This window comes from Allobosea sp. Leaf344 (assembly GCF_001426225.1).
Lineage (GTDB): Bacteria > Pseudomonadota > Alphaproteobacteria > Rhizobiales > Beijerinckiaceae > Allobosea.
In genome coordinates, this window is the sequence record NZ_LMRT01000013.1 from 552,902 (window position 1) to 577,098 (window position 24,197).

The window sequence follows — 24,197 nt, forward strand, 5'->3', positions numbered from 1 at the left end:
GGTCAGCCTACCGTCAGCTGGCGCAGGAAGGCGCCGAGCGATTCGAGAAAGACGCTCATCATCACGCCCATCACGACCATCAGCACGAGCATTCCGCCGAGGATCGAGGCCGGGACGGCGAGGAAGAACACCTGCAGCTGCGGCATCATCCGGGCGAGCACGCCGAGCCCGACATTGAACAACAGGCCGAAGATGATGAAAGGCGAGGCGATCTGCACCGCCAGCGAGAAGCCCTGCGAGGCCGTGCGGATGGCGAGGCCGAGCGCGTCGCCCATGCCCGGCAGCCCGCCCGGCGGCAGCAGGCGGTAGCTTTCATGGATGGCGACGATCGCCACGTGATGCAGGTCCGTCACCAGGATCAGCGTGATCCCGAGCATGGTCAGGAGATTGCCGATCGAGGGGTTCTGCAGCCCGCCCGAGGGATCGACCGTCATCGCGAAACCGAGCCCCATGCTCTGCGCGACCAGCGTCCCCGCCGTCTGCAGCGCGGCCATGACGAAACGGGCGCAGAGGCCGATGACCAGGCCGGTGAGGATCTCGCCGAGCAGCAGCCCGACGATGCCGGGGACGCTCGCCGGGATGGGCAGCAGCGGGCGCGCCATCGGCACCAGCATCAGCGCGACGAAGAAGGCGAGCGACAGCCGCGCGCGCGAGAACACGAAGCGCTCGCCGATGCCGGGCATCAGCATGACCAGGGTGCCGACGCGCGCGAAGACGAGCGCGAAGACGGCGCTGATCTCGGGCAGGATGGCGATCTGCATCGGCCGGTTCCAGGCTCCGCGCCAGTGACACGCCCGCGCGTCGGGCCGGGCCGGCGGCCGATGCGGCAGGGTCATTCGCCCGTGGCGATTCGGACGGCGATCCGTCCCATATAACCCGCAAGCGCGTCGCCCATGAATGGGAGAAACAGCATCAGCGCGCCGAAGGTGGCGAGGATCTTCGGCACGTAGATCAGGGTCTGCTCCTGGATCTGGGTCAGCGCCTGGAACAGCGAGACCACGAGGCCGACGGCGAGGGCCACCAGCATCAGGGGGCCGCCGGCCTTGAGGAAGACGATCATGCCGTCGCGGGCGACGTCGAGAATGGCGCCGGAGGTCATCAGCGTGATCCTGTGCTGGTGGGGACGACGGTCATCAGACCGGCATCCGCATGATTTCTTCATAGGCTGCGATGACCCGGTCCCGGACCGCGACCAGCGTCTCGATCGCAGCCTCGCTCTCGGCGACCGCGGTGACGACGTCGACGACATCGGCGCGGCCGGCCGCGACGCTGGCCATCTGGGTGTCGGCCTTGCGGCCGGAATCGGCGGTCGTCTCCAGCGCCTGGCCGATCATCGCCGCGAAATCGGGCCCGCCGGCGCCGGTGGCGGCACCCTGCGGCTTGCGCATCAGATTGCCGGCGCCGAGGCCCTGCATCGATGCGTAGGCGCCGGCAGCGAAATTCGGTGTGGCCATGGCGTCGGCTCCAGCCGGTTGCGGCGCGCTCAGGCGCGCAGGATGTCGATGGTGCGCTGGATCATCCGGCGCGTGGAGGAGATCAGGTTCAGATTGGCCTCGTAGCTGCGCTGGGCCTCGCGCATGTCCATGCTTTCGACGAGGGCGTTGACATTGGGCATGCGGACATTGCCCGTCGCGTCGGCGGCGGGGTTGCCGGGATCGAACTTGCTGCGGAACTGGCTCTGGTCGCGCTGGACGCGGCCGAGATCGACGAGCTGCGCGTCGAGCTCCCGGTCGAAGCGCTGCTTGAAGGTCGGGATCTTGCGGCGATACGGGTCGCCGCCGGCGCGTTCCGGGCCGGAATCGGCGTTGGCGATGTTCTCGGCGATGACGCGCATGCGCCCGGACTGGCTGCGCAGTCCGGATGCGGCGACGGCGATGCTCTTGAGCAGGTCCATGGCGATTATCCTAGCGGCCCTTGCCGATGGCGATCTTCATCAGGCCGAGGCTCTTGCTGTAGAGCGAAGCGGCGAGCTGGAACTCGCCCTGGTTCTGCGCGACCTTCAGCATCTCGTCCTCGAGATTGACCGCATTGCCGCGGGGCGTGACCTCGAAACGCCGGGCCGCCGCGCCGTCGAAGCCGTTGCGCTGGCCGGCCGGGCCCATATGCGCCGGGCTGGTCTGCACCAGCGCGACCGAACTCTTCTCCGTGGCGGGCGCGCGCAGATCGCGCGGACGGAAGCCCGGGCTGTCGGCATTGGCGACGTTCTCGGCCAGGAGCTTCTGGCGGGTCTGGTTCCAATGCATGCGCGTCTTCAGCGCCTGCATCAGGTTGCCACCGGCGCCAAGGGTCGTGTTGGCCATGCTGATCTGCCCCGTTTCGCGCGCCGCACCGGGCCTCGCGCCCCGTCGGCACCGCGATCAGGCGGGGCCAACTCGGCAAATATTGCCGGGCATAGGGTTAACGGGTGGTTAATCCCGCAGTTTTCCGTGGACGGCGTTAACCACGCATTCACCATGTTTTTCGTCAGACGGAAGCCTGTGCTATAGGCAAGGCGTTGAAGCTTGTGCGGAATTGCCGATCACGCGCAGCTTGTCGTCGTCGTTCATGAGGCCCGCCCTTGCAGACGTTGTTTGGCTTCGATCTCTCGACCGCCCAGAAGGTCATGGTGGCCTCGGTCGTCATCCTGGTGTTGCTCGTTCTGCTGGGCCTGTTCGTCCGCCAGATCCAGGGCGGCCGGCTGCGGATGAAGGGGCAAAGCGGCGGGCGCGCCCGCCAGCCGCGGCTCGGCATCGTCGACACCCATGATCTCGACCGGCAGCGCCAGCTCGTCCTGATCAGGCGGGACAATGTCGAGCATCTCATCATGATCGGCGGCGCCTCCGACGTGGTGGTGGAGACCAATATCGTCCGCGCCGGCCGCGCCCCCGCGCCCTTGCCCTTCGACCAGGCGCCGCCGATGGAGCGCCCGCCGGCCTATGAGCCGGCGCCGGCCGAGCCTGCGCGTGCCGAGACCATCCGCACGGAGCCCGTCGCCCCGGATCTCCTGCCGACGCTGCCGACGCGCGCCGCGCCGCCGCCCGCGGCCGAGCCCCCGCCCGGTGCCGCGCCGCAGCCGAGCGCGCCGCGATCCGCCCCGCGCAATCCCGCTGCCGAGGTCGAGGCCGCGCTGGCGGTCGGAGCGGCTTTGGGCGCCGCGGCCGGGGTGACGGCGAAACCGGCGCAGCCCGCGCCGGAACCGGCGCCGAGCGTGTCGCCGCCGCCCTTCACGCGCGACCATGCGCCCTCGCCGACGGCGAGCACGGTCGAGCTCGACGCCATGGCCCGCCAGCTCGAGGAGGCGTTGAAGCGGCCTTTCTCCGCCGTCCGTCCGGCCGGCTCGGCTCCGGCCCCCGCGGTCGAGCCCCAGGATCGCGCGCCGCCGCCGCCGAGCCGTGCGCCGGAGGTGCGCATGGAGCCGCGGACGCCGCCCGCCTTCCTGACCGAATCCCGGCGCGCGCCGGAGCCGGAGGACGAGCCGGAGCCGGAGCTCGATGCGCCGGCCGCCGAGCCCGCCATGGCGCCGCAGGCCGCCGCACGGCCGGTGCCGACGCCGATCGATGTCGAGGCCGAGCTGGAATTCGCGCTCGGTCTCAAGCCCAAGCGCACCGATACGCCGGCGCCCGCGCAGCCGGCGCCCGCAGAAGCCGATGTGGAGCCGGGCGCGCCGCGGCCGGGCGCCCAGCCGGCGCCGCCGCCCGTGCCGGCCATCGGCCGGAGCGAGGGGCCCGCGCCCGCGGCTCCGGCTCCGGCTCCGGCGAACGGCAGGTCGGGCGCCGCGGCCGCGAGCGTCTTCGCTCCCGCAGCCGAGGCGTCTGTCGCCGAGGCGCCAGCCATGGCGGAGCGGCAGGCCTCCGGCACCGGCGCGCCGGCCTTCGTCCAGCCGGAGCCCGAGCCCGACTATGAGCCGGAGCCCGAGCCCGAACATGAGCCGGAGTCCGAGCCCGAAGCGCCCGAACCGGTGCTGTCGGAGGCGGATGAGGATGAGAGCCTGCCGCCCGCGACGAAGGCCGAGGAGCCGAAGGACGAGAAGGCGGATGTCCAGCCTGCGGCGATCGATCCCTTCTCGGTGGATGCGATCGAGGCGGAATTCGCGCGGCTGCTCGGCCGCGATCCGAAGGCCAAGGGCTGAGGCGGCGACGCCGCACCGGCCGGGACCGGGTGCGGTCAACAGGAAAGTTCGGGGCCGCGCCCCGATGTCACGGCACGGGCCGTTGCCCCGCACCGGGGCGGGGCTCTAGCGTCTGACGGCCCGGTCGCCTGAGTCGGGCGCCGGTCCGAGAGACGTGTCGCCGAACGAACCGAAATCCCCGAGCCGGCCCCTGCCGCTGAGCCTGTTCGCCGCCGCGGTCCTGCTCGTCGCTGGGCTGGCGGGGACCGCGGAGGCGCAGACGCTGTCGCTCGATCTGGGCCAGGGCGGTGGCGTGGCGGAACGGGCGCTGCAGCTGATCGCCGTGATCACGGTGCTCTCGCTGGCGCCGTCGATCCTGATCATGGTGACGTCCTTCACCCGGATCGTCGTGGTGCTGTCGCTGCTGCGCTCGGCGCTCGGCACGCAGACCGCTCCGCCCAACGCGGTCATCCTCGGTCTGGCGCTCTTCCTGACCGGCTTCGTGATGGCGCCGACCCTGCGCGAAGCCTATACCAATGCGGTCGAGCCGCTGGTCGCCGGGCAGATCCAGCCGCAGGAGGCGTATAATCGCGGGGTGGTGCCGTTCAAGACCTTCATGCTCAAGCATGTCCGCGAGAAGGATCTGATGCTGTTCATGGAGATGTCGCGGGAGCCGCGCCCGCAGCGTCCGGAAGACATCCAGATCCAGGTGCTGGTGCCGGCCTTCATGATTTCGGAGCTGCGCCGCGCCTTCGAGATCGGCTTCCTGCTGTTCGTGCCCTTCCTGATCATCGACCTCGTCGTCGCCTCGATCCTGATGTCGGTCGGCATGATGATGCTGCCCCCGGTCACGGTGGCGCTGCCGTTCAAGCTAATCTTCTTCGTGCTGGTCGATGGCTGGGGGCTGGTCGCGGGCTCGCTGGTCAAGAGTTACGGAAGCTAGCGCAGCTCCGGCCAAAGCGCTGCTGCGACAAGGCCCTGCCGTCCTTGTCTCGACCGGTTTGCGAAGAGCGTCCGCGCTGTGTCAGCCGCGGGCGGCGGCGGCGGGGGCCGCGGCGTCGGTCCCGGTCGCGGGCGGCTGCTCCGGCTTCGGCCGCTGGCGCACGGAGGTGGAGTAATCGGGATAGCGCTCGCGATAGGCCTTCATGAAATCGGTGAAACTATCGGCCCCGGCGGCGCGGCGCGCCATTTCGCGGATATCGGCGGCGCTGGCGCGGCTCGAGCCGGTGATGAAGGCGAAGGTCCTGGCATCGCTGCTATGGGTCATCTTGCCCGCGAATTTGCTGCGCAGCCGGTCCAGCGACAGGGTCTCATCCGCCATCACATAGGAGATGGCGGTGCGCATCACCTCGGCGCGCTCGCCATCGGTCAGCGGCGCGTCGCCGCGCCAGCTCTCGCCGAGCAGCCGCTCATGCGCCTCGCCGGCGTCGCGCCAGCGGCGCCCCGTCCAGTAGATGTCGGCGCGCAGCCGGTCGATCTCCGGGCCCTTCTCGCCCTCCAGCATTTCCAGCGCCTGGTCGGTGCGCGAGAGATCCGACAGCGCCTTCGCCTCGAGCAGGAGCCGCGCCCGCTGCACATCGCTGGCGAGCTCCACGAGGCGGGTGCGGTTCAGATTCTGGATCGCCTCGGCCGGCTTGCCGTTCATCAGGTTGATCATGGCGAGCCGCGCCGCGACCGTGGAGCGGGCGGCGCCGCTCAGCCGCTTGTCGAGCTGGTAGAGCAGGATCTCGGAGGCCTGGTCGAGCAGATCGAGCTCGACCAGACGGTCGGCGAGCAGCCTGGTGATCTCGTCGCCGCGCCGTCCGACCGGCAAGAATTCCTTGAAATCATAGAACAGGGCGAGGGCGTCGATCCGCGGCAGCGTCGAGGCCTTGTCGCCGCCGAACAGCTCGGCGAAGCGCTGGGCGGTCTCGTCATGCATGCGCCGCGTCAGCGGGTCGTTGGGGAAGACCTCATTGGCGCGCCGCGCGATCATGAAAGCGTCGCGCCAGCGCTGGCTGTCGGCGTAAAACCGGCTGAGCTCGGCCAGCGCCTCCATCTCGATCGGCCCGCCGCGCCAGATCATCGAGACCGTCTCGAGCCTGGCGATGGCCTCGTCCGGCGTGAAGTCGCTGCGTTTTTCGGCCTGGGCCAATTGCACGGCGCGCAGCTGCGCCTCGGCGGCGACGGGCCGGTCGGGAGAGTCGAACAGCGCCCTGTAGCCGTTCAGCGCGGCTTCCGGCCGGCCGCTGAGATCGTCCAGCATCGCGCGCAGCAGCGCCGTCTGCTGGTCCGGCGCGACGGCGGCGGGCAGGACGGTGAGCTTCTCGATCTCGCGTTCGGCGATGGTGACGTCCCGCATCGCCAGCGCCGCCCGGGCGAGAGCCGGGCGCAGCTCGGCCTGGAGCGCCGGCGGATACCGGTCGAGAAACGCCTCGCCGCGGCGGAAGCCGAGCAGCGCGGCGCCGTTGCGGCCGAGCCTCTGCTCGGCGAGCGCGCGCCAGAGCCCGGCCTCGGGATCCTGCTTGATCGGCGGCGCGTCGAAGGCCGCGAGCGCCTCCTGGTTGCGGTGGAGGCGCAGCGCGGCGAGGCCGGTCAGGAACAGCGCCTCGCGATGGCCGCGCATCGAGGGATCGTCCTTGAGCAGCGCGATCAGCGGGCCTTTCGCCTCCGGCATCAGGTCATTGGCGGCGTAGAAGCGGGCGAGCCCGAGGCGGGCCTCGGATTTGCGCCCGCGCGAGGCGTCGGCGACGTCCTGCATGATCTCGCGCGAGCGGCCGAGCACATCCTCCGTGCGCAGCGCCGCCCATTGCGCGGGGTCGATCAGCGGCGTGGCCGGCGCGGGACCCTTCTGCTCCTCGCTGCCCTTCTCGCCGAGCGGGTCGAGCGAGACGGTCAGCCCGTTGCCGCGGCTGATGCGCAGCTCGTCGGCGCCGGCATGGACCACGACATCGTCGGCACGTGCGCCGACGGCGATGCCATGCGCCGTCTGCGGCAGGCCGAATTCGACATAGTGATAGGGCTTGGGCAGGTTGCGCACCGGCCCGGTCGCCGTGGCGATCGCCAGCGGCGTGCCGGAGAGGCCGGCATCCAGCCAGTGAACCCCCGTGAGGCCGGGCAGCGGGATCGACAGGATGGTCTGGCCGCGTTCGTCCAGCGCGCGGCGCGGGGCCACCGGCTCCGCCGCCTTGCCGGGTTGGTCGCCGAAGCGCAGGGACCAGCGGTTGCCGTCATCGACCAGCCGCATGATCTGCTGGCTCTTCAGCGACAGGCGCAGCAGCGTCAGGCGGCCCTCGCGCGTCACGGCGGTGCTCTCGACGAGCTCCGGCAGCACGGCCTTCAGATCCTCGGGATCGATCGTGTCACGCGTGTCGAAGGCCAAGGTCAGGACACCGGCCTCGATGAAGGCGGCGGCGCCGGTGGGGCGCGGGAAGCGGAAATCGATGCGCGGCCCGGGCGCCGCCGAGGAGGCCTCGATCCTCACGGGCTGCGGCGCCGGATCGACCGTCGCCGCCGGCGCCACGACCGGAGCCGGTGCGGGGGCGGGGGTGGGCGCCGCGACAGCTTGCTGGGGCTTCGCCACCGGCGCGGCGGGCGGGGCGGCCTGAAGTTGTGCCGGAGGCTGGGGCGCAGGCTCCGGCGGGGCGGCGGCGGCCTTCGCCTCCAGCGCCGCGAGCGTCAGCGCGTCCGGGCTCGGCGGGTGCAGGAGATCGACGATCAGCCCGTCCTCGTCGCGGAAACTGCGGATCTGGCGCTGTTTCGGGACGGTCAGGGTGAGGCGCGTGGCGGTGTCGGTGGTCTCGTGACCGACGAGGGACAAATCCGACGGCAGCCCCGTGCGGATCTTCGCCGGGTCGACCGGCATCGGCTTGTCGAAGGTCAGGGTCAGCCTGCCATCCGCCAGCTCCGGCTTGACGGCGGCGTCCTCCACCGTGCCGAAGGTCAGGCGCTCGAGCGTCGGCAGCACGGCGCCCCTCACGGTCAGCTGCCGCGGCTGCGGCGCCGGGCGACGCGATTCCCGGGCCCGCGCCTCCGCCAGCCGCAGCCGCTCGGCCATCTCGGCCAGAACCTCGGGCGGCGGCCCGGGAAGCACGCCGGTCCAATTGACCGGCAGGAGATCGATGAAGGCCTTGTCCCCCGCCTCGATCAGATTGGCGCGGAAGGGCCTGGTCAGGGCGAAGCGCAGCCCACGGCGATCGGGATCCAGCCGCGTGACCGTGAGATAGCCCGGCAGCTCGTCGGCGATTTTCGCGACATCGACGGTGACCGGCTCCGAGAAGGCGACGATCAGCACGCTGTTGGAGACGCGCACCCGGGTGGTCGTGGGGCCGTCGAAGCTGATGGCGAGCCGGCCGAAACCCTGCTGCATCGGCTGCCCCTGCAGGGTCGCGCCGGCAGCCAGAGCCGGAGCCTGCAGCTGCGCCCCCAGCGCCAGCGCCGAGAGGCCGATACCGAGGAGAAGGGAACGCGGGACACGCAAACCGGCAAACTCACGCAACGCAGCCTGGGCGACTGCGCCACCGGAAGGTCAGCGCAGGCCGAGACGCAGCCTAGCGCGGCAAGGATAATGCCGGGTTAAGGTCAGCGGCGTCGGGGCGGGGCGATGGCGGGGAGTTCGTTTCCGCCGGGGCTCGCCAGCTCGGTCACCACGCGCTCGACGCTGGCGGCGCGCCCGCTGCCGGCGAGCGCCACGGTCAATTTCTCGGCCCGCTCCGGCGCCATCGCCGCCAGGACCTCCGACATCTTGCGCGGGTTCATCTGCTGGACCACCGGGACGAGGACGTCGAGCCCCAGCCGGTCGAAGACGCGCGCGGCGTCCTTGGGCTTCATCGCCTCATACATGATGACGAGGTTCTTGATCGCCTTGGCCTCTTCCTCGCTGCCCTTGCCGCGCGGCCCCTCGACCTTGTCTTCCATCGCCTTCAATTCGTCGACGCGGCCGTCGAGCTTCTTTTCGGCGGTGCCGAGCAGGCGCTCGCGCATTTCGAGCTCTCGCATCCGCGCCTCGATCTCGTCGCGGCGGGCGGAGAGCTTCTCGAGCACGGCGCGCTCGGCCGGCGACATCGGCTGCGCGGTGCCGTTGGCGAGGCCGGATTTGTCCTGCGGGTGGGGCGGGGCCGCTTCGGCCTTGGGCTTGTCCTTGCCCTCGGGCTTGTCCACCGAGCCGGTGGTCTCGGGATCGCGCAGCACGAGGTCGGGCAGGGGGGAGGCGCTGGCGACGGTCCGGGGCGCGGCCTGGAGCTCCGGCCTGGCGGGGGCCGAGATCGGGAAGGCGACGTCGCTGGCCGGGACCTTGCCGGGGTGAGGCTCCGCCGTCCACGCCATCAGCCGCAGCGCCAGCAGAGCCATGGCGCCGAGGATGACTGCGGGGATGAGGCGGGGCCTCTCGATCATGCGGCCTGCCCGTCGAGGCGGCGGGCCGCGCGCTGGCGGATGGCGGCGGCGGCCTCGGCCGCATTGGCCAGACGCGAGATCGGCGCCGGAGCAGGGGCGGCCGGCTCCGCGGCTTTGGGAGCGACTAGCGAGGCGGCGCTGACGATCTGGGTGATGCGGTCCATGACCGCCTGCCCGGCCTCGACCTGCGCCGCGAGATCGGCGGCGTAGCGCTCGGCGGTGCGCAGGCGGTCGGCGAGGGTGCGGTCGCAATCATGCAGCGTCGACTTCAGCCCGGCGATGGCGCGCTCGGCGGTGTCGGTCGCGGCGATCAAGGCGCCGATCGTCTGCCGCATGGCCCCCTCATCCGCCTTCAGGCGCTCGATTCGCTTCGACAGGACGTAGCAGGTCACGATCGTCGCGACGAGGAGGGAGGCGACCAGGGCATCGGCGAACAGAGTGAGGGTCATGGGATGGGCTCGATCCGGTCTAGATGGGGCTGCCGAGATGGCTGGTGGCGCTGTCGAAGGCGGCGATGGTGGTCTTGGAGCGCCGCAGCGGGCTGACGACCTGCACCGCGATCTTGCCGTCGACCCGGCCGATGCGGCCGTCGCTGACCATGAAGTCGCCGCAGCGAAGCGCGACGGTGGTGTCGGGGCGGGCATCGAACATCAGCGTGTCGCCGATTTCGAGCTTCATCACCCGCTTCAGCGGCATCTGCGTCTCATGCAGCACGCAGGTCACGTTGACGTCGGTCTGCCAGACTTCGGTGGCGAGGTGGTTCTCCCAGATCGGGTCGCGCCCCAGCTTCTCGCCCATGAAGCTTTCGAGCAGAAGCTCGCGAATGGGCTCGATCGTCGCATAGGGCAGCAGCAGATGCACCGCGCCGCCGCGCCCTTCCATGTCGAAGCGCAGCTCGACCCTGATGGCGGCATTGGCCGGGCGGGAGATCGAGACGAAGCGCGGGTTCGATTCGATGCGGTCGACCGTGAAGGTCACCGGCGAGAGCGGCTGGAAGGCCGCCTCGGCATCGCTCAGGATCAGCGCGATCACGCGCTTCAGCAGATTGATCTCGATCGAGGTGAAGGGGCGGCCGTCGATGCGCGGGGCGGGCTGGCCGCGCTTGCCGCCGAACATCGTGTCCAGCACCGAATAGATCAGCGAGGATTCGATGGTGATGAGGCCGAAATTATCCCATTCCTCGGCCTTGAACACCGAGAGCATCGAGGGCAGCGAGATCGAGTTGATGTAGTCGCCGAAGCGCACCGAGCGGATGCTTTCGAGCGAGACCTCGACATTGTCGGTGAAGAAATTGCGCAGGCTGGTCGAGAGCAGCCGCACCATGCGCTCGAAGATGATCTCGAGCATCGGCAGCCGCTCATAGGCGACCGATCCGGAATCGACGATGGCCTGGATGCCGTTGCGGGCGTCCTTGTCCTCGCCGGTGGAGAAACCGAGCATCGTGTCGATTTCTTCCTGCGACATCAGGCGGTCGGTACCGCCTTCCTGTTCGCCGTCTTCGTCCACGATGTCCGGCATTGCCGCCCATTCGGCCGCCATCCCCTCGGGGGTCAGCGGCTCGTCCTTGGGCTTGCCGGTCTTGTCGAGATCGTCGCTGCTCATGATGCCATCTTGCTATCGTCGGAAGGGAGAGATGCGCCGTGGGGTTCCTTGCCTCACTGCAGCAGCAGCTCCTTGAACAGAACGGCGTCGACCTTGGCGGGATAGACCGTGACGTTGACCCTGCGCAGCAGCTCCTCCTTCAGGCGGAACATGCCGGCGGAGCCTTCGAGATCGGAGGGGCGCAGCTCGCGCATGAACACCTGGAACGCGTCCTCGACGCGCGGCAGCAGCGGCTTGATGCCGTCGGAAATCTTCGGATCGGCGACCTCCAGCACGACCTTGACCTTGATGAAGGGGGCGCGCTCCTGCTGCGGGGCCGGCGAGATGCCGATGACCATCTCCTTCATCTCGACGAAGGTGATCGGCTTCTTCGCCGCCTTGGCCTTCTCCGCCGCCTCGATCTGCTCGGCCGAGGGAGGCTTCAGGAAGAAGAACCAGCCGCCGCCGCCGAGCGCCGCCAGCGCGACCACGCCGCCGACGATCATGATCAGTTTCTTCTTGCCGCTCTTGGGCGCGGCGTCGCCGGCCGTGCCTTCCGCATCCTCGGTCTGGGGCTTCTTGGCCATCGCACTCGCCTTCGCGGGCGGCCGCATCATCGGGCTGCCCTTGCGGTCACCCTGCGCAATCACGGTTAACGTCCCGTTAAACCCGGCAATTCCTGCCGGGTCATTCGTGCCGGGAGGACGGCCGCTGCCGGTCTGGGCGCGAGCCTCGATTTTGGCATTTTCCGAACTGCCTCAAAGACTTGTCCGGCTTTAACCATGTTGGCACGGCGCTTGCGGAGCAGCGGGGGCAACCACTGCGCTGGGGAGCGTCGAAGCGGTTGCGGGACAATTCGGGAGACCAGCCGTGGAGAATGCTCTTCTCGTCGGCCTGTCGCGTCAGATGGCACTGACGCGGGAGCTGGACGTCATCGCCAACAACATCGCCAATACCGGCACGAACGGCTTCAAGGCGCGTTCGTCGCGGTTCAACGAATTCATCATGCCGGTGGCGAGCGCCGAGGCCTTTCTGCGCCCGGACCGCCCGGTCTCCTATGTCGTCGACAAGGGCACCCCGCTCGATCTGAGCCAAGGCCCGGTGCAGCGTACCGGCAATCCGCTGGATGTCGCGCTGCGGGACGACAACTACCTCGTCGTGCAGTCGCCCAATGGCGAACGCTACACCCGCGCCGGCTCGCTGCAGGTCAACCAGCGCGGCGAGCTCGTGACGCAATCCGGGATGCGGGTGCTGGGGGAGGGCGGCCCGATCGTCTTCGGGCCCGGCGAGGCCGACGCCAAGATCGCCGCAGACGGCACCGTCTCCAGCGATCAGGGCATTCGCGGCAAGCTGCGCCAGGTGCGCTTCGCCAATGCCCAGGCGCTCGTCAATGACGGGGCCAATCTGTTCTCCTCGCCGACACCGGCTCTGCCGGCCGGCCCGCAGGCGCGGCTCGAAACCGGCGCGGTCGAAGCCTCCAACGTCAAGGCCGTGGTCGAGCTGACCCGGCTGATGGAGGTGCAGCGCTCCTATCAGAGCCTCGCCAACATCATGTCGAAATCCGACGAGCTGCGCAGCAGGGCGATCAGCCGCCTTGCCGACCAGCAGGCCTGATCCGGAACGGAACCCAGAGAATGCGCGCCCTTCAGACCGCCGCGACCGGCATGATGGCCCAGGAACTCAACGTCCAGGTCATCTCCAACAACATCGCCAACGTCCGCACCACCGGCTACAAGCGCCAGCGGGCGCATTTCCAGGACCTGCTCTACGAGAATTACCGCCGCGCCGGGTCCGCCACCTCCGACCAGAACACGCAGGTGCCGGCCGGCATCGCGATCGGCTCGGGCGTCAAGACCGTCTCGACCGGCCGGGTGATGACCCAGGGCAACCTGACCCCGACCGAAAAGCAGTTCGACGTGGCGATCCGCGGCGACGGCTTCTTCAAGGTCCGCATGCCGGATGGCCGCACCACCTATTCCCGCGACGGGTCCTTCGACCTCGATGCCCAGGGCCAGCTCGTGACCCGCGACGGCTATCAGGTGGAGCCCGGCATCACCATCCCGAACAACGCCACCAGCGTCAGCATCAACGCCCAGGGCACGGTCGAGGTCCAGATCCCGGGGCAGACGGCGGCGCAGGCGGTGGGGCAGATCCAGCTCTCGCGCTTCGTCAACAAGGTCGGGCTGGAATCGATCGGCGACAACCTCTTCGTCGAGACCGGGGCCTCCGGCGCGGCGATCGACGGGTTCGGCGGCGGCGAGGGCTTCGGCACGCTGCAGCAGAACTATCTCGAGGAAGGCAATGTGCAGGCGGTGACGGAGCTGTCCTCGCTGATCGCCGCGCAGCGCGCCTATGAAATGAACTCCAAGGTCATCACCGCCGCCGACCAGATGATGTCGGCGACGAGCCAGATGTTCCGCGGCTAGGCCTGAGGACGCATCATGATCCGCCCCATCGCCAGCCTTCTCGCTCTCGCCTTCGCCGCCTCCGCGGCCGCGGCGCAGCCATCCCCGGCGCCGGTGACGCTGGCCTCGACCGCGCAGGAGCCCTCCAAGCCGCAGGCGCGGCTGCAGCTGCGCCCGGAAATCACGCTGTCCACCGATCTCGTCCGCTTCGGCGATCTCTTCGCCGGGCTTAGCGGCGACCTCGCCTCCCAGGCCGCTTTCCGCGCCCCCGCCCTCGGCGAAACCGGCACCATCCAGGTCAGCCGCATCATCCAGGCGGCGCGCGCGGCCGGCGTGCTGCCGGAGGCCGCGGAGCCCCGCAGCGACGGTTTCGCGCAGGTCGTGGTGACCCGTGCCGCCCGCCGGCTGATGGCGGCGGATCTCGAAGACGCGGTGAAGACCGGCCTGCAGGATCGCTACGGCTTCGACGCCCGGCCCTATGGCCTGTCGATCGACGGCGGCGCGCCGGCGATCGTGGTGGAGCCGGAGCTGACCGGCGACCTCGCCATCCAGGAGCTGAGCTATGATCCGCGCACCCGCCGCCTGCAGGCGCGGCTCGCCGTTCCCGGCAGCGCCGCGATGCGGCTGAAGCCGGTGCGGATCAGCGGCCAGCTGGTCGAGACGGTCGATGTCGTGGTGCCGCGCCGCTCGATCGCCCGCGGCGAGACGCTGACGGCCGCCGACATCCTGGTCGAGCGGCGCCCCCGCGACGGGCTGCCGACCGAGCTGCTGGCCGATGCGCGCGCCGCCATCGCCAAGGTGGCGAAGCGGACGCTGACCCCCGGCATGCCGCTGCGCGCCGGCGACGTGCAGCGCGAGGAGATCGTCGGCAAGGGCGAGCTCGTCACCATCGTCTACCAGTCGCCCGGCCTGCTGATCACCATGCGCGGCAAGGCCGAGGAGGCCGGCGCGATGGGCGATGTCATCAGCATCGTCAATCTTCAATCCAAGCGGACCCTGCAGGGCACCGTCAGCGGCTCCGGCCGGGTCTCCGTCCAGACCTCCTCCGCCGGCCGCGTGGCCCGCGCCCCCTGACCCACCAGCGAGTTGAAAGACACGCCATGACCACGCGCCGTTTCACGCAGATCACCAGCCTCCTCGCCCTCGGCGTCGCCCTCAGCGGCTGCGGCGCCGCCGACCGCCTCGCCAATGTCGGCGCGGCCCCGGCCCTCTCGCCGATCGAGGATCCCACGGCGCTGAAGGGCTACAAGCCCGTGCAGATGCCGATGCCGGCGATGGAACACGCCTCCTTCGCGCCGAATTCGCTCTGGCGCACCGGCTCGCGCGCCTTCTTCAAGGATCAGCGGGCGCGCATGGTCGGCGATCTGGTGACGGTGAAGGTGCGCGTCACCGACCGCGCCCAGCTCGACAACACCACCAAGCGCAGCCGCAAGAACGGCGAAGATGTCGGCGCCGACAACGCCTTCGGCTTCGAGAAGAAGCTGGACAATTTCCTGCCCAACGGCGCCAAGGCCGATTCGCTGCTCAAGCTCGATTCCGCCGCCTCCAGCGAAGGGTCCGGCTCGGTGCGGCGCGCCGAACAGCTGGCGACCAATGTCGCGGCCGTCGTCACCCAGACGCTGCCCAACGGCAATCTGGTGATCGAGGGCAAGCAGGAGATCCGGGTCAATTTCGAGGTGCGTGAGCTAATCGTCGCCGGCGTGATCAGGCCCGAGGACATCGAATCCGACAATACGGTCGATTCCACCAAGATCGCCCAGGCGCGCATCGCCTATGGCGGGCGCGGGCAGATCACCGATGTGCAGCAGCCGCGCTACGGCCAGCAGGTGATGGACATCCTGCTGCCCTTCTGAGCCGCGCTTTCCCCGATCCGGCCGGCGCGGAACGCTCCCCGCTTTCTCCGCGCCCGCCGGCGGGCGGTCTCTCCCGAGCCGCCCCTCGTCCCGGCCGCACGCCACGCTCCCCAAGCTCTCAGGCTGGCGGCCAGCAAAAAGCCCCGCGCTCTCCCGGCGCGGGGCTCTCGCGATCCGGATGGACGGCGTCCTGCTTCAATCGTCGCGGAAGACGCGCTCGTTGCGCTCGTGCCGCTCCTGCGCCTCCAGCGACAGGGTGGCGATCGGGCGGGCCTCGAGCCGCTTCAGCGAGATCGGCTCGCCCGTCTCCTCGCAATAGCCATAGGAGCCATCGTCGATCCGGGCGATGGCGGCATCGATCTTGGCGATCAGCTTGCGCTGCCGGTCGCGGGCGCGCAGCTCGATCGCGCGGTCGGTTTCGGAGGAGGCGCGGTCGGCGATGTCGGGGTGGTTCTCGTTCTCGCTCTGCAGCGTCACGAGCGTCTCCTTGGCCTCCTTCAGGATCTCGTCCTTCCAGGCCATGAGCTTGCCGCGGAAATATTCGCGCTGCCGCTCGTTCATGAACGGTTCGGCATCCGTGGGCTTGTAGTCCGCGTCGAGAATGATCTGCTTCGACATAGGCGCACTCTCTGAGTTGTCGTCTCGTCGCGCCCACCGACTTTGCCGAGGGTGGCCCGCCGATTTCGCGCCCTTATAGCGAGGGACATCGGTGGGAACAATCGGATTGCAGGCCGCTATCCATACTGAATTTCAGGCGCGTCAAACTGGGGCGAGCCAGAGCGGGTCGGCCCTCCCGCGCGGGGCTCAGCGCAGCCTGGCCAGGGCCGCCGCGATGTCGGCCTCGATCAGCCGGGCGATCGGGCTGCGGTAATGCGAATGGTCGAAGAACTGATTCGGATCGCGCAGCTCCGGCCGGTCGCGCCGCCAGTCGATCAGCACCGTCTTGGGGCGGCGTTCGGCGAGCGCCGCGAAGGCTCTCGTACAGGCCTCGTTGGCCGCGGCATCGGCGCTGCCGGGCAGCGGCAGAGCGGTGGCGTAGAGCGGCGGGCGCAGCAGGACGAGGGCGGTGTCGGGCGCGGCGCTCAGCAAGGCTTCGAGCCGGGACGCGGCCGGGAAGGGGCCGGTCGCGTTACCGCCGCCGCCGCCATCCGAGCGCGCCTGCAGCCTGGCCCGGATCTCCGGATTGCTGGCGTAGCCGAGGCCGACATAATTCGGCTCATAATCCCAATAGCCGTCGGGCCGGGCGCGCTCGGCCTTGCGCGACAGCAGCAGGGCGACGCGGCGCGGCAGTTCCTCGACCACGTTCAGGCTGACGAGACCGGCGAGATACTCGCCCCAGCCGCGGGCGAAGAGCCAATAGGGGAAGGGCTTGTCATTGGGGAAGGCGGGGTCCGCCGTGCACCACATCGCGTCGACGCCGACGATCACGGCCCGCGCGGCGCCCGGGTGATGGCGCAGGAACCAGTCGATCAGGGTCAGCGTCTCGCGCGGGCCGGTGGCCGGCGCGATCAGCGAGACGAAGGGGATGCCGGTGGCCCGCGTCAGCTCCGCCGGGGAGAGCTGCTGCACATGGGAGTTGCCGAAGATCGCGGCCTGGAAGGCCGGATCGCGGCCGCGGCTGGCGGCGGCGGTGCGCGGCCCCTGCGGGCGGACCCCGCTTTCGAATGCGAGCGGCGTGCGGCCGGTATCGAAAGGATCGAGCAGCAGCGCCAGCCCGAGCAGGGCCGCCGTCAGCCCCGCCGCCGTGAGCAGCATCAGCCGCGAGAAGAGGCGCCAGTTCCGGGCGTCAGGCCCGGGACCTGCCGTCTCAGAACTGGAAATAGATGAATTCATAGTTCGAATCGTCGCCGATCTTGAGCAGGACGAGGACAAACAGGATGCCGGCGAGGATGGCGAGCCAGCGCGCGGGCGGCAATCTGTGCACCAGCGCCCAGGCGGTGGGGCCGAGCATCGCGAAGGCCGCGGCCGGAAGCAGCGCCCGCCATTTGAAGCCCTGGCCGACCGGGGCGAGGCCGAACAACCCCTTGTAGATCGCCATCGCGGCCTCGAAACTGGTGGCGCGGAACAGCACCCAGCACAAGGCCACGAAGACGAAGGTCAAAAGCCAGCCGAGCGGCTTCGGCATCGGCCAGCCGGCGCGGCGCCAGAACAGCGCGACGATCAGGGCCAGTCCATGCGCCACGCCCCAGGCGACATAGGTGAGGCCGGCGCCGTGCCAGAGCCCGCCCAGCGCCATGGTGGCGAACAGCGCCCAGACCTGGCGCGGCAGCCCGTGTTTCGAGCCGCCGAGCGCGATGTAGAGATAGTCGCGCAGGAAGCGCGACAGGGTCATGTGCCAGCGCCGCCAGAAATCCTGGATGCTGAGGGCGCGGTAGGGAATCTCGAAGTTCTGCGGCAGCACGATGCCGAAGAGCAGTGCGAGCCCCAGCGCCATGTCGGTATAGCCGGAGAAGTCGAAATAGATCTGGAAGGTGAAGGCCAAAGTCGCCTGCCACGCCTCGGCCATGGTGACGACCTTGCCGGCCGCCGCCGCGGCGAAGACCGGATTGGCGTATTCGGCGAGGGGATCGCCGATCAGCACCTTCTTGGCGAGGCCGGCGGTGAGCAGCATCAGTCCGCGGGCGATGCGCTCGGCCGCGTCCGGGCGCTGATAGGGGCGCTCCTCGAACTGGTGCATGATCTCGCGCCAGCGCACCAGCGGCCCGGCCAGCACCTGCGGGAAAAACGCGATGTAGAGTGCATAGCGCAGCAGATCATAGCGCGGCGCCTGGCCCCGCCTGAGATCGGTCAGATACATCACGTGGTGGAAGGTGAAGAAGGAGATGCCGAGCGGCAGCGCCAGATCGAGCTTCGGCGCCGGCAATCCCGGAATCATCCCCGCGAGATCGGCGAAGAAGTTGAAGTATTTGAAGAGCGCGAGGACGACGAGGTTGAGCACGATGGCGAGCGTGATCAGCCCGCCCGAGCGCGTTTTCTGGAAGAGCTCGGCGATCAGCCAGTTGACCAGAATCGAGGCCGCCAGCAGCGGCACGAAGCGCCAGTCCCAATAGCCGTAGAAGGCGAAGGACAGGGCCGCCAGCACGGGCAGCCGCCATTGCGGCGCGAAGCGCTCCGCCAGCCAGTGCAGGCCGAGCGCCAGCGGCAGGAAGGCGAGGAGGAAGGCGAAGGAGTTGAAGAGCATCGGGCCGGCGGGATCGAGGGACGCGCCGGATTAGCCGATTATGCGGGGGCTGTCATGTCGCGGTGCCCGAGGCGCCGGCCGGCGCCGTCGGGGCCGGGGCGGTGAGTCCCGCGCGTCGCCTCACAGCGGGATGTTGTCGTGCTTGCGCCAGGGCCGCTCGACGCTCTTGGTCCTGAGCATCGCCAGCGCCCGCGCGATCCGCCGCCGGGTCGAATGCGGCATGATCACCTCGTCGACATAGCCACGTTCGGCGGCGACGAAGGGCGACATGAAGCGGTCCTCGTATTCCTTGGTCTTGGCGGCGATGCCGTCGGTATCCATGCCGCGGAAGATGATCTCGACCGCGCCCTTGGCGCCCATCACCGCGATCTGGGCGGTCGGCCAGGCATAGTTCACATCGGCGCCGATATGCTTCGAGGCCATCACGTCATAGGCCCCGCCGAAGGCCTTGCGGGTGATCACCGTGACCAGCGGCACGGTGCATTCGCTATAGGCATAGAGCAGCTTGGCGCCGTGCTTGATCAGCCCGCCATATTCCTGCGCCGTGCCGGGCAGGAAGCCGGGCACGTCGACGAAGGTGACGATCGGGATCTCGAAGGCGTCGCAATAGCGCACGAAGCGGGCGGCCTTGCGCGAGGCATCGGAATCGAGCACGCCGGCCAGCACCATCGGCTGGTTGGCGACGATGCCGACGGTGCGGCCCTCGATGCGGCCGAAGCCGGTGACGATATTGCCGGCATAGGCCGCCTGGATCTCGAAGAAATCGCCCTCGTCGACGGTCTTCAGGATCAGCTCCTTGATGTCGTAGGGCTTGTTCGGATTATCCGGGACGAGCGTGTCGAGGCTGGTGTCGACGCGGTCCGGCACGTCGAAGCTCGGCCATTCCGGCACGCCGGCGGTGTTGTTGGCGGGCAGGAAGTCGATCAGCCGGCGCACCTGCAGCAGCGCCTCGACATCGTTCTCGAAGGAGCCGTCGGCGACCGAGGATTTCGAGGTGTGGACCTTCGCCCCGCCCAGCTCCTCGGAGGTCACGGTCTCGTTGGTCACCGTCTTCACCACGTCGGGGCCGGTGACGAACATGTAGGAGGTGTCGCGGACCATGAAGATGAAGTCGGTCATGGCGGGGGAATAGACGTCGCCGCCGGCGCAGGGGCCCATGATCACCGAGATCTGCGGGATGACGCCCGAGGCCTGGACATTGCGCTTGAAGACCTCGCCATAGCCGCCGAGCGCCGCGACGCCCTCCTGGATGCGGGCGCCGCCGGCGTCGAACAGGCCGACGATGGGCGCGCGCATCTTCAGCGCCATGTCCTGGATCTTGATAATCTTCTGGGCGTGGGTCTCGGAGAGCGAGCCGCCGAAGACGGTGAAATCCTTGGAGAAGACGAAGACGGTGCGGCCATTGACCGTGCCCCAGCCGGTGACGACGCCGTCGCCGGGGATCTTCTCGGCCTTGTCCATGCCGAAATCGACGCAGCGATGCTGCACGAACATGTCGAACTCTTCGAAGGAGTCGCGGTCGAGCAGGAGCTCGATGCGCTCGCGCGCCGTCAGCTTGCCGCGCTTGTGCTGCGCCTCGACGCGCCGCTCGCCGCCGCCCTGGCGCGCGCCCTGCCGGCGCTGCTCGAGCTGTTCGAGAATGTCTTTCATGGCGGCGCTCCCGGGCAAAACTTTCTGCAACCGGATTAAGCAGCGCCGCCGCGCGAGTCCATCATCTGTTGGTAGCGGAATAGGCCGACGCGTTTCGCCTCAGCCGGCGAGCAGCAACAGGACGGCCGCGTCATATTCGATTCGCCGGATGGCGCGCCGCTCGGCCGCCTCCTCGTCCTGGCCCCAGATGCCGATCTGGTAATCCTCGTCGCAATGCGCGGCAGCCCAAATCGCGTCGGCATCGCGCAGCCCCTCGGCCAGCGCCAGCATCAGGATGGTGGAGCCGGTGAGCGTCATCACGTTATGGGCTCCCGCCAGCGCCAAAGGCGCGGGAAAGGCCTCGACCCGGCGCGCGACGGCGGCGAGCGTCGTCTCCGGCTGCGGCGCGAAGATCACCCCCTGGGCGAGGATGAAGCGGGCCTGCAGCCGCTGCTCGACCGCGTCCAGAACCGGATCCCAGGCGTCGGACTGGCGGGCGATCAGCGCCTCGGGCTCGGCCGCGCGGTAGCACAGGGCGTCGCTGCCGGCATAGCGGACGATCTCGTCCCGCACGGCCTGCTGCTGTTCGGAGACCCCGTCGAGCGCCGCATTCACCAGCCGGGTCAGCGGCATGCGCGCGGGGTCGATCACCTCCTGCATGGCCTGCCATTCCGCGGCCAGCGCGTCCGCGACCGGCCTGGAGCCGACCGCCAGCGGATTGCGCGCCGGAGTGCGGGCGGTGCGCCCGTCGAGCGCGACATGATACAGCCCGTCGCGGGCGAGCACCTCGGCGCGCTCGTAGAAGCGCCTGGGCAGCGGGTTGCGCATCGCCTTCTGCGCCGCGGCGACGGGATCCGGCTGGCGCTGCCCGGCAGCGCCGAAACGGGCGAGAAAATCATCGGTCGACATGGCCGGGGCTTTAGCATGGGCCGGCGCGGCTTGTCGCGGGGTCTAGCCGAAGCGGTCGCGCCAGGCGGGCAGGGCGCCGGGAAAGGGCAGGGCGGTGGCGGCGTGGACGCCGCGCGCCACGGCCCGGGCCAGCACATCGGCCGCCGTGGCGCAGAGCTCCGCCAGCGCCAGCGCATCGGAGGGCGCGCCGGACCGGCCCGTCGCGGCGGCGAAGACGATGTCGCCGTCGAGCGGCGCATGGACCGGGCGCAGGGCGCGCGCGAGGCCGTCATGCGCCGCCAGAGCGAGCCGCTTGCATTGCGCCTTGGTCAGCACCGCATCGGTGGCGACGAGCGCGATGGTGGTGTTCTCGCCGGGGCCGCCCTTGAAGCGGATGGCGAGATCCCGCGGGTCGATCCTGGCGGGCCAGCCCAGGCCGCCGAACTCGCCCTCCTGCTCATAGGGCGCCGCCCAGAAATGCGGCCCCTCGCCGATGGTGGCGGAGCCGACGGCGTTGACCGCGACCAGCGCCCCGACAATCTGCCCGGTGGCGGCGCGGGCGCTGGCCGAGCCGATGCCGCCTTTCAGGTTCCGCGTCGTCGCGCCGAAGCCCGCCCCTTGCGTACCCAGCGCGAAATCGGCCGCGGCGCTCGCGATCGCAGCGGCGCCCAGCGCGCGGTAGGGCGAAAGCGCGCCGGTCCTGGCCCAGGGCTTGTCGCCGCCATTCAGCAGGTCGAACAGAATGGCCTGCGGCACGATCGGCACCCGCAGCCCGCCGACCGGGAAGCCGCGGTTCTGCGAAACGAGCCAGCCCATCGCGCCATCGGCCGCGGCCAGCCCATGCGCCGATCCGCCGGAGAGCACGATCGCGTCGACATGGCCGACCGTCATCTCCGGCTCGAGCAGCGCCGTCTCGCGGGCGCCCGGCGCGCCGCCCAAAATCGCGACCGAGGCGACGGTCGGACGGTCGAACAATGCGACGGTCACGCCCGTCGCGGCGGCCATGTCGTGCGCCTGACCGATTTGCAGACCCGCGACATCGGTGATGAGATTGCGCATGGAGGGCAGGGGCTGGAGGCTGGCTGGCGGGAGGCGAGGGAACGGCGGGCGGGCCGCCGCGTTGCCCGAGATCGGCACATTACTTTTTTTTCATGCTCGCGCCATCGCCGGGTGAGACCCTGGGGCGCAGCTTGCGGCGACCGAGCCCCGCCTGAACGATCAGCCATCGGAGATCTGCCCATGAAACGCATCGCCCTCATCGCCGCTTCCTCCGCCGCCCTGATCGCCGCCTCGCTGGCGGTGGCGCAGACGCAGAGCACCCCGCCGGCCACGCCGCCGGCGACCACCAGCCAGGACCGCCCCGCCGCCTCCGGCTCCGAGACCCGCGACAGCAGCGAGGTCCGCAAGGAATCGCGGGAGGATCGCCGCGCCGAGCGCCGCGAGCGCATGGCCGAGCGGATGGAGGCCCGCATGAACGAGCGGCTGGCCCGGCTGCGCACCGAGATGGATCTGAAGCCGGAGCAGGTGCCGCTGTTCGAGCGCGTCGAGACGCTGATCAAGCAGAACGCCCAGCAGCGCCGCGAGCGCATGGGGTCGATGCGGGAGATGCGCGAGAGCTTCCGCGACGCCGACATCATGGAGAAGCTCGACATGATGGCGAGCCGCCAGAGCGAGCGCGCCACCCGCACCAAGGACATGGCCGATGCCGTGCGGCCGCTCTGGCAGACGCTGAGCGACCGGCAGAAGACGGTCGTGCGCCGTGCGGTGCGGGAAGTGATGGCCGAGGGGCGCAGCATGATGATGATGCGCCATCACGGCATGCATCATGGCGGGCACGGCATGCGCGGCGGGTCCGACAGCGAGGGGCATCACGGCATGCGCGGCCAAGGCGGCCATCATGGCGGCTATGGCGAGGGCCGGGGCTATCGCCAGGGCGGCTCCGACGGCGACTGGCGCCAGGGCCAATATGGCCGCTATGAGCGCAACGATCTCTGGAGCGATGGCGAGGGTGGCGGCTATCGCCGCAGCGACGCCGGCGGAGACGATGATCGCGGCTTCGATGGCGAGCGCGGTCGCTATGGCGGCGATGGCTACGGGCAGCGGCGCTGGGGCGGCGAGTGGCGCGACCAGCGCAACTGAGCCGGCGCGACCGCAGTCACGAAAAGGGGCGGCTCCTGCGAGCCGCCCTTTTGTCATCGCTCCTGCCGGGCTACGCCTGAAGCAGCGCTGCAGCCCGGGCGAGGCGAGGGCTCCCTAATTTCAGGAGCCGACGGAATCCTTGACGCATTTGGTGGTGAAGCTGGTCTTCGCCGCACCGTTGAGCTTGCGGTCCGCGGCCTGCTTATCGCAGGCGGCCGTGGCGTCCTTCTCGCATTTCGTCAGGAAGCTGGTCTTGGCGGCGCCGGCCAGCTTCTTCTCGCCGGCCTGGATCGTGCAGCTCTGGGCCTGGGCGAAGCTCGACACGCAGCAGAGTGCGAGAGCGGCAATCAGCGTCTTCATCGGCGTCATCCTCGTTCGGGACAGGGTCACCAGAGCTAGCTGAGTCGCGACATTTTGTCAGGGTGCCCGCCTCGGCAGCGCCCGCTCGTGACGGGTGTGACGACGGATGCGGAGACGCCGCGCCGCCATAGGCCGGTGCAGTTGCCCAGAATGGGCCGGTCAGAGCTAAAAGCGGCGGCGAGGGTGCCAAGGCCGCGCCATCGTAGACAGGTCCGCCCGGTGGCGCGGGCCGGCCGGCGGCGCTCCGCCGTTAAGGGATGGAAAACGCCGGTTTACCATAGTCGTTCAAATTCGATTCATATCTGCCTGTTTACGTTTCGGCAGGATTGATCAACGGAGGGCGAACCGTGAAAAATTCCTGGGCGATCTGGATGATGCGCAGCTTCATCGCGCTGGTCTTCGTTTCCAGCCTGTTCGGGCCCTATGCAATCTCGATCATGCTGGGCGTGCTGATGCTGGGCTATCACTATTTCCGCGACGAGGTCGGCTCCCGCCTGTGAGCTCCGTGCGGCGCCTCGCTGCCGCACATCATCCGCATCCCTTAGGCTGACGGCGAATGTCAGCAGGCCGTCGAAGAGCGCGGTCTTCCTGCAGCAGTCATCGGCGCTGAATTTCGTGCCGTGGTTTTGGTCGCGGCTCTCGACCGGCCCGAGCCAGAGCAGGGGCGGGGGTTTTGGCCCGGGAAGGGCGGAGCTACCGGC

At 69.6% G+C, this 24,197-nt stretch carries 25 protein-coding genes; 8 read left to right on the forward strand and 17 right to left on the reverse strand.

Annotation, left to right across the window (positions count from 1 at the left end; all coding sequences use genetic code 11):
* Nucleotides 1–2 precede the first annotated feature (2 nt).
* The 5 genes from fliR to flgB form a co-directional block, all read right to left on the reverse strand.
* The gene (fliR, locus tag ASG72_RS11265) at nucleotides 3–761 is read right to left on the reverse strand and encodes a flagellar biosynthetic protein FliR (RefSeq protein WP_056712268.1); all 759 of its coding nucleotides are present in this window, start codon (nucleotides 759–761) and stop codon (nucleotides 3–5) included.
* 71 nt (nucleotides 762–832) lie between these two features.
* The gene (gene fliQ, locus ASG72_RS11270; protein ID WP_056712271.1) at nucleotides 833–1,099 is read right to left on the reverse strand and encodes a flagellar biosynthesis protein FliQ; all 267 of its coding nucleotides are present in this window, start codon (nucleotides 1,097–1,099) and stop codon (nucleotides 833–835) included.
* A gap of 34 nt (nucleotides 1,100–1,133) precedes the next feature.
* Nucleotides 1,134–1,454, reverse strand: coding sequence for a flagellar hook-basal body complex protein FliE (locus ASG72_RS11275; protein WP_056712274.1), 321 nt, complete (start codon nucleotides 1,452–1,454; stop codon nucleotides 1,134–1,136).
* A gap of 29 nt (nucleotides 1,455–1,483) precedes the next feature.
* Nucleotides 1,484–1,894 (reverse strand): flagellar basal body rod protein FlgC, encoded by a 411-nt coding sequence (gene flgC, locus ASG72_RS11280; protein WP_056712277.1) that lies wholly within the window; start codon nucleotides 1,892–1,894, stop codon nucleotides 1,484–1,486.
* Between the two features lie 10 nt (nucleotides 1,895–1,904).
* Complete coding sequence (gene flgB, locus ASG72_RS11285; protein WP_056712278.1) at nucleotides 1,905–2,300, reverse strand: flagellar basal body rod protein FlgB; 396 nt, start codon at nucleotides 2,298–2,300, stop codon at nucleotides 1,905–1,907.
* 257 nt (nucleotides 2,301–2,557) lie between these two features.
* Between flgB and ASG72_RS11290 the strand changes: the two genes are divergently transcribed.
* Together ASG72_RS11290 and fliP are read left to right on the forward strand one after the other, a co-directional pair.
* Complete coding sequence (locus ASG72_RS11290) at nucleotides 2,558–4,108, forward strand: flagellar biosynthetic protein FliO (protein WP_156395904.1); 1,551 nt, start codon at nucleotides 2,558–2,560, stop codon at nucleotides 4,106–4,108.
* A gap of 154 nt (nucleotides 4,109–4,262) precedes the next feature.
* The gene (gene fliP, locus ASG72_RS11295; protein WP_056712284.1) at nucleotides 4,263–5,030 is read left to right on the forward strand and encodes a flagellar type III secretion system pore protein FliP; all 768 of its coding nucleotides are present in this window, start codon (nucleotides 4,263–4,265) and stop codon (nucleotides 5,028–5,030) included.
* 81 nt (nucleotides 5,031–5,111) lie between these two features.
* Here the strand turns inward: fliP and ASG72_RS11300 are convergent, their stop codons facing one another.
* The 5 genes from ASG72_RS11300 to fliL all read right to left on the reverse strand — a co-directional run bounded on the left by ASG72_RS11300 (nucleotide 5,112) and on the right by fliL (nucleotide 11,628).
* On the reverse strand, nucleotides 5,112–8,546 hold the full coding sequence (locus tag ASG72_RS11300) for a hypothetical protein (RefSeq protein ID WP_056712287.1): 3,435 nt from the start codon (nucleotides 8,544–8,546) through the stop codon (nucleotides 5,112–5,114).
* Nucleotides 8,547–8,647: 101 nt separating this feature from the next.
* The gene (locus tag ASG72_RS11305) at nucleotides 8,648–9,460 is read right to left on the reverse strand and encodes a hypothetical protein (protein ID WP_056712290.1); all 813 of its coding nucleotides are present in this window, start codon (nucleotides 9,458–9,460) and stop codon (nucleotides 8,648–8,650) included.
* Nucleotides 9,457–9,909 (reverse strand): DUF6468 domain-containing protein, encoded by a 453-nt coding sequence (locus ASG72_RS11310; RefSeq protein ID WP_056712293.1) that lies wholly within the window; start codon nucleotides 9,907–9,909, stop codon nucleotides 9,457–9,459. Before ASG72_RS11310 ends, ASG72_RS11305 begins: the two co-directional genes overlap by 4 nt.
* A 19-nt stretch (nucleotides 9,910–9,928) precedes the next feature.
* Nucleotides 9,929–11,062, reverse strand: coding sequence for a flagellar motor switch protein FliM (gene fliM / locus ASG72_RS11315; protein WP_056712297.1), 1,134 nt, complete (start codon nucleotides 11,060–11,062; stop codon nucleotides 9,929–9,931).
* 53 nt (nucleotides 11,063–11,115) lie between these two features.
* Nucleotides 11,116–11,628, reverse strand: coding sequence for a flagellar basal body-associated protein FliL (fliL, locus tag ASG72_RS11320; RefSeq protein ID WP_056712609.1), 513 nt, complete (start codon nucleotides 11,626–11,628; stop codon nucleotides 11,116–11,118).
* A 283-nt stretch (nucleotides 11,629–11,911) separates the two neighbouring features.
* Here fliL and flgF point away from each other — a divergent pair, with 283 nt between their 5' ends.
* The 4 genes from flgF to flgH are packed head-to-tail and all read left to right on the forward strand — an operon-like array spanning nucleotide 11,912 to nucleotide 15,299.
* The gene (gene flgF / locus ASG72_RS11325) at nucleotides 11,912–12,655 is read left to right on the forward strand and encodes a flagellar basal-body rod protein FlgF (protein WP_056712300.1); all 744 of its coding nucleotides are present in this window, start codon (nucleotides 11,912–11,914) and stop codon (nucleotides 12,653–12,655) included.
* 20 nt (nucleotides 12,656–12,675) lie between these two features.
* The gene (gene flgG / locus ASG72_RS11330; protein WP_056712303.1) at nucleotides 12,676–13,467 is read left to right on the forward strand and encodes a flagellar basal-body rod protein FlgG; all 792 of its coding nucleotides are present in this window, start codon (nucleotides 12,676–12,678) and stop codon (nucleotides 13,465–13,467) included.
* Between the two features lie 15 nt (nucleotides 13,468–13,482).
* Complete coding sequence (gene flgA / locus ASG72_RS11335) at nucleotides 13,483–14,520, forward strand: flagellar basal body P-ring formation chaperone FlgA (RefSeq protein ID WP_056712304.1); 1,038 nt, start codon at nucleotides 13,483–13,485, stop codon at nucleotides 14,518–14,520.
* Between the two features lie 26 nt (nucleotides 14,521–14,546).
* The gene (gene flgH, locus ASG72_RS11340) at nucleotides 14,547–15,299 is read left to right on the forward strand and encodes a flagellar basal body L-ring protein FlgH (protein WP_056712306.1); all 753 of its coding nucleotides are present in this window, start codon (nucleotides 14,547–14,549) and stop codon (nucleotides 15,297–15,299) included.
* Nucleotides 15,300–15,494: 195 nt separating this feature from the next.
* Here the strand turns inward: flgH and dksA are convergent, their stop codons facing one another.
* From dksA to ASG72_RS11370, 6 genes are all read right to left on the reverse strand, one after another.
* Entirely contained in the window at nucleotides 15,495–15,917 is a 423-nt protein-coding gene (gene dksA / locus ASG72_RS11345; protein ID WP_056712308.1) for an RNA polymerase-binding protein DksA, read from the reverse strand.
* 186 nt (nucleotides 15,918–16,103) lie between these two features.
* Nucleotides 16,104–17,054, reverse strand: a complete 951-nt coding sequence (locus ASG72_RS11350) for a hypothetical protein (RefSeq protein WP_244488769.1) — start codon at nucleotides 17,052–17,054, stop codon at nucleotides 16,104–16,106.
* Between the two features lie 52 nt (nucleotides 17,055–17,106).
* Nucleotides 17,107–18,480 carry an MBOAT family O-acyltransferase gene (locus ASG72_RS11355; RefSeq protein ID WP_056712311.1) on the reverse strand — a complete coding sequence of 458 codons (1,374 nt, stop codon included), beginning with the start codon at nucleotides 18,478–18,480 and terminating at the stop codon, nucleotides 17,107–17,109.
* A gap of 120 nt (nucleotides 18,481–18,600) precedes the next feature.
* Nucleotides 18,601–20,130 carry an acyl-CoA carboxylase subunit beta gene (locus tag ASG72_RS11360; RefSeq protein ID WP_056712312.1) on the reverse strand — a complete coding sequence of 510 codons (1,530 nt, stop codon included), beginning with the start codon at nucleotides 20,128–20,130 and terminating at the stop codon, nucleotides 18,601–18,603.
* A 99-nt stretch (nucleotides 20,131–20,229) separates the two neighbouring features.
* A complete protein-coding gene (locus tag ASG72_RS11365) occupies nucleotides 20,230–21,018 on the reverse strand; it encodes an ATP12 family protein (protein ID WP_056712313.1) in 789 nt (262 codons plus the stop codon).
* A 42-nt stretch (nucleotides 21,019–21,060) separates the two neighbouring features.
* Nucleotides 21,061–22,056 (reverse strand): P1 family peptidase, encoded by a 996-nt coding sequence (locus tag ASG72_RS11370; protein ID WP_056712314.1) that lies wholly within the window; start codon nucleotides 22,054–22,056, stop codon nucleotides 21,061–21,063.
* A gap of 180 nt (nucleotides 22,057–22,236) precedes the next feature.
* Between ASG72_RS11370 and ASG72_RS11375 the strand changes: the two genes are divergently transcribed.
* Entirely contained in the window at nucleotides 22,237–23,136 is a 900-nt protein-coding gene (locus ASG72_RS11375; RefSeq protein WP_056712316.1) for a Spy/CpxP family protein refolding chaperone, read from the forward strand.
* Nucleotides 23,137–23,256: 120 nt separating this feature from the next.
* On the opposite strand, the gene ASG72_RS11380 is transcribed toward ASG72_RS11375, so the two are convergent.
* Nucleotides 23,257–23,496 (reverse strand): hypothetical protein, encoded by a 240-nt coding sequence (locus ASG72_RS11380; protein WP_056712318.1) that lies wholly within the window; start codon nucleotides 23,494–23,496, stop codon nucleotides 23,257–23,259.
* A gap of 347 nt (nucleotides 23,497–23,843) precedes the next feature.
* On the opposite strand from ASG72_RS11380, the gene ASG72_RS20740 reads away from it, so the two are divergent.
* Nucleotides 23,844–23,996, forward strand: coding sequence for a hypothetical protein (locus tag ASG72_RS20740; RefSeq protein WP_156395905.1), 153 nt, complete (start codon nucleotides 23,844–23,846; stop codon nucleotides 23,994–23,996).
* Nucleotides 23,997–24,197: the final 201 nt, after the last annotated feature.